The organism is Methylobacterium sp. WL6 (assembly GCF_008040095.1).
In the GTDB taxonomy this organism is placed as follows: domain Bacteria; phylum Pseudomonadota; class Alphaproteobacteria; order Rhizobiales; family Beijerinckiaceae; genus Methylobacterium.
Genome location: NZ_VRVH01000440.1, coordinates 1 through 2,758, shown reverse-complemented (window position 1 = coordinate 2,758; position 2,758 = coordinate 1). Strand labels below are relative to the sequence as shown.

The window sequence follows — 2,758 nt, the reverse complement described above, 5'->3', positions numbered from 1 at the left end:
GCGGACGGGGCTCCGCGCGACCCGGCCCGCCGCAATGCCGCCGGCTTCGCGCCGACCCGTGTTGCGGATCGGCGACGGTCCGAAGGCCCGGATCGGGCTACCCGAAATCCGTCAAGAATTCGAGACCGGCGCGGCGGCGCGCCGGCTCGGGCGGCGCAATCGGGTCCGGGCACGGAAATCCAATCGGCGCCGGAAAGCCTTTGTTTACCCCGCCGTCGGATTTTGACCGTCGAATTCCCGCCCGCGACTTCAACCCGCACGCCAGACCCTGAACCGGGGCATCCCCTGAACAAGGACGTATCCATGCGACGCTCGGCTGCCGGATTCGGTGCACTCGCTGCCGCTGCCCTCCTCGTCACGATCGCCCACGGCGCGATGGCCGCCGGCGACGGCGAGACCCCGGCCGGCAAGGGCGCGCCCCATGTCGAGAAGACCTTCCTGATCCCGTCGAGCGACGGCTACGGCGTCGGCGAGTGCCTGACCAGCCCCGGCAGCGAGTGCGGCCAGGTCGTCGCCAACGCCTGGTGCGAGGCGCAGGGCTACGCCACCGCCAACGCCTACGGAATCGCGGCCGCCGAGGAATACACCGGCGCCGTCGACCTCCCCGTCACCAAGCCGGCCGACCGCCCGATCCGCATCACCTGCCAGGATTGAGGGGTTCCCCGCAGCGTGCCCCCTCCCCCGCAGAGGGGGGAGGGACGCGTGCGCGTCACCCCTTCAGGAACGCGCCGCATTTCGGCGGCGGCTCGGTGCCCCAGGGCATCAGCGGCACGCTCGAGGTCGAGTTCTTGGGCGACCCCTGGATCACCTTGTCGGAATAGACCATGTAAATCAACGTGTTGCGCTTGGCGTCGCAGCCGCGCACGATCTGCATCGACTTGAAGATCAGCGAGCGGCGCTCGCTGAACACCACCTCGCCCTGGCCGAACTTGCCGGTGAACTGCACCGGCCCGACTTGGCGGCAGGCGAGCGAGATGTCGGAGACGTCCTCGGCCAGCCCGAGCGTGCCCTTGATGCCGCCCTTCTCCGGCTGGGTGTACCAGCACGCGACGCCGCTCACGAGCGGGTCGTCGACGCCGTAGACCACGAGCTTGTCGTTGGGCGTGAGCGGGCGCCAGACCGTCGACTTGTCGAAGATCCGGTCGGGTTCCTGCGCCGCGGCGGCGCCGGTGAGGCCCGCCAGCGCGGACAGGAACAGCACGGCCCGCGCGCCGCGTGTGAGACCCCGAAGCAACATCGTCCGCCATTCCCCCGCTTGTGTCACCGCGGGCATGTAGGAGGGGTGTCGCCGATGCGCGAGGGCGTTTAAAAAAGTTAAGCCCGCCGGTGCTTCGCTCGCCGGCGCCACTCTCCACGACGCGGCGGACCGCACAGCTCCCCTCCCGCCCTGCGCCGAACCCCCGATCGTTCGCCATGCCGTCGATGCGCCACACCTTTCGCCCGCTCCGCCGCCCGCTCGCGATCCTCGCGCTGTGGCTCGGCGCGGTCGCGGCCGGGCAGGCCCAGGCGCCGTCTCCCGAGCCGAGCCAGTCCCCGCTTCCGACCCAGGCAAGCGTTCCGAGCCAGAGCCACCTGCCGAGCGCGGCCTGCCTGCGCTACCGGTCCGAGCTGGCGAGCCTGGGCAACGGCGCCAGCATGGTGCGCGCGCTCCAGAGCGAGATCGGCCGGCTCGAGGCCTATCACCGCTCCCTGAGCTGCGAGGGCGGCACCTTCCTGTTCTTCGACACGCGGCCCCCGCAATGCGGCGCGGTCGAGCAGCGCATCCGCGCGCTCAACGCCACCTACGGCGGCGCGGCGATCGACGACAGCGGCGCCCGCCGCCGCCAGCTGCAGGGCCTGATCGCCGCGTCCTGCGCCGATACGGCGCGCGTCGACCCCGCCACCGGCGAAGCCTATGCCCGCGGTGGCGCGCAGGTGATCTGCGTGCGCACCTGCGACGGCGCCTACTTTCCGATGCGCAACCTGCCCGAGGGCCGCAACGGCGCCGACGAGATGTGCCAGGCGCTCTGCCCCGGCACCGAGGCGGCAGCCTACTCGATGCCCTACGGCGACGAGGCGCTGAAGTCGGCCGCGACGGTGAAGGGCGGCAAGGCCTACGTCTCGCTCGCCAACGCGTTCAAGTTCCGCAAGACCTTCGTGCCGAACTGCTCGTGCAAGCCCGCCGACAGGACCTGGGCGCAGTCGCTGGTGAAGGCCGAGAGCATGCTGGTGCGGCACAAGGGCGACATCTTCGTCACGCCGATGCAGGCGGAGGCGCTGTCGCGCCCGGCCCCGAAGGTCCGCCTCACCCTGGTCGGCCGCGCCGACAAGACCGCCGCGGTGCTGGCCGCCGACGCCGCCGAGCGCTCGGGCCTGCCCGTCGAGATGGCGCCGAAGCCCGCGCCGGACCTCTCGACCGAGCCGTCGACGACCGGCACCGCCGAGCGCACGGTGCGCGTCATCGCCCTCGATCGGCTCGTGCCGGCGAAGGCGCCCGCCCCCTGAGCGGCGGCGCCCGGACGCGGGAAACCGGAACCGGAATTTCGGAACCATCCGGCGCCTGAGGGGTTCGGTTCGGCCTTTTACACGATCCTCGAGGCCGACCGAATGCGGACACTCCGCCTGCTCCTCCTGACCGGCACGATGCTGCCCGGGCTCGTCCTCGCCGCACCGGCCTTCGACCGGCAGGACGGCGCCTCCGGCACGATCCTCCTGGCGCAAGGCGGCCCCGACGAGCGCGGGCCGCGCGGCGGCGAAGGTCCCGGCGGGCGGGGTGGCG

4 protein-coding genes are annotated in these 2,758 nt (G+C 72.1%); 3 read left to right on the top strand and 1 reads right to left on the bottom strand.

The window, feature by feature from the left end; translation table 11 throughout:
* Nucleotides 1–226 (top strand): hypothetical protein (locus tag FV230_RS30410; protein WP_210248662.1); only part of this gene is annotated, 226 nt, incomplete at its 5' end.
* Between the two features lie 77 nt (nucleotides 227–303).
* On the top strand, nucleotides 304–654 hold the full coding sequence (locus tag FV230_RS26865; RefSeq protein WP_147729418.1) for a hypothetical protein: 351 nt from the start codon (nucleotides 304–306) through the stop codon (nucleotides 652–654).
* Between the two features lie 55 nt (nucleotides 655–709).
* Here the strand turns inward: FV230_RS26865 and FV230_RS26860 are convergent, their stop codons facing one another.
* Complete coding sequence (locus tag FV230_RS26860) at nucleotides 710–1,237, bottom strand: CreA family protein (protein ID WP_147844549.1); 528 nt, start codon at nucleotides 1,235–1,237, stop codon at nucleotides 710–712.
* A 176-nt stretch (nucleotides 1,238–1,413) separates the two neighbouring features.
* Between FV230_RS26860 and FV230_RS26855 the strand changes: the two genes are divergently transcribed.
* On the top strand, nucleotides 1,414–2,484 hold the full coding sequence (locus FV230_RS26855) for a DUF2865 domain-containing protein (protein ID WP_246695025.1): 1,071 nt from the start codon (nucleotides 1,414–1,416) through the stop codon (nucleotides 2,482–2,484).
* Nucleotides 2,485–2,758: the final 274 nt, after the last annotated feature.

Coding starts and splice junctions, on each gene's coding strand:
- FV230_RS26865 (WP_147729418.1), top strand. CDS start 304: ATGCGACGCTCGGCTGCCGGATTCGGTGCACTCGCTGCCGCTGCCCTC.
- FV230_RS26860 (WP_147844549.1), bottom strand. CDS start 1,237: ATGTTGCTTCGGGGTCTCACACGCGGCGCGCGGGCCGTGCTGTTCCTG.
- FV230_RS26855 (WP_246695025.1), top strand. CDS start 1,414: ATGCCGTCGATGCGCCACACCTTTCGCCCGCTCCGCCGCCCGCTCGCG.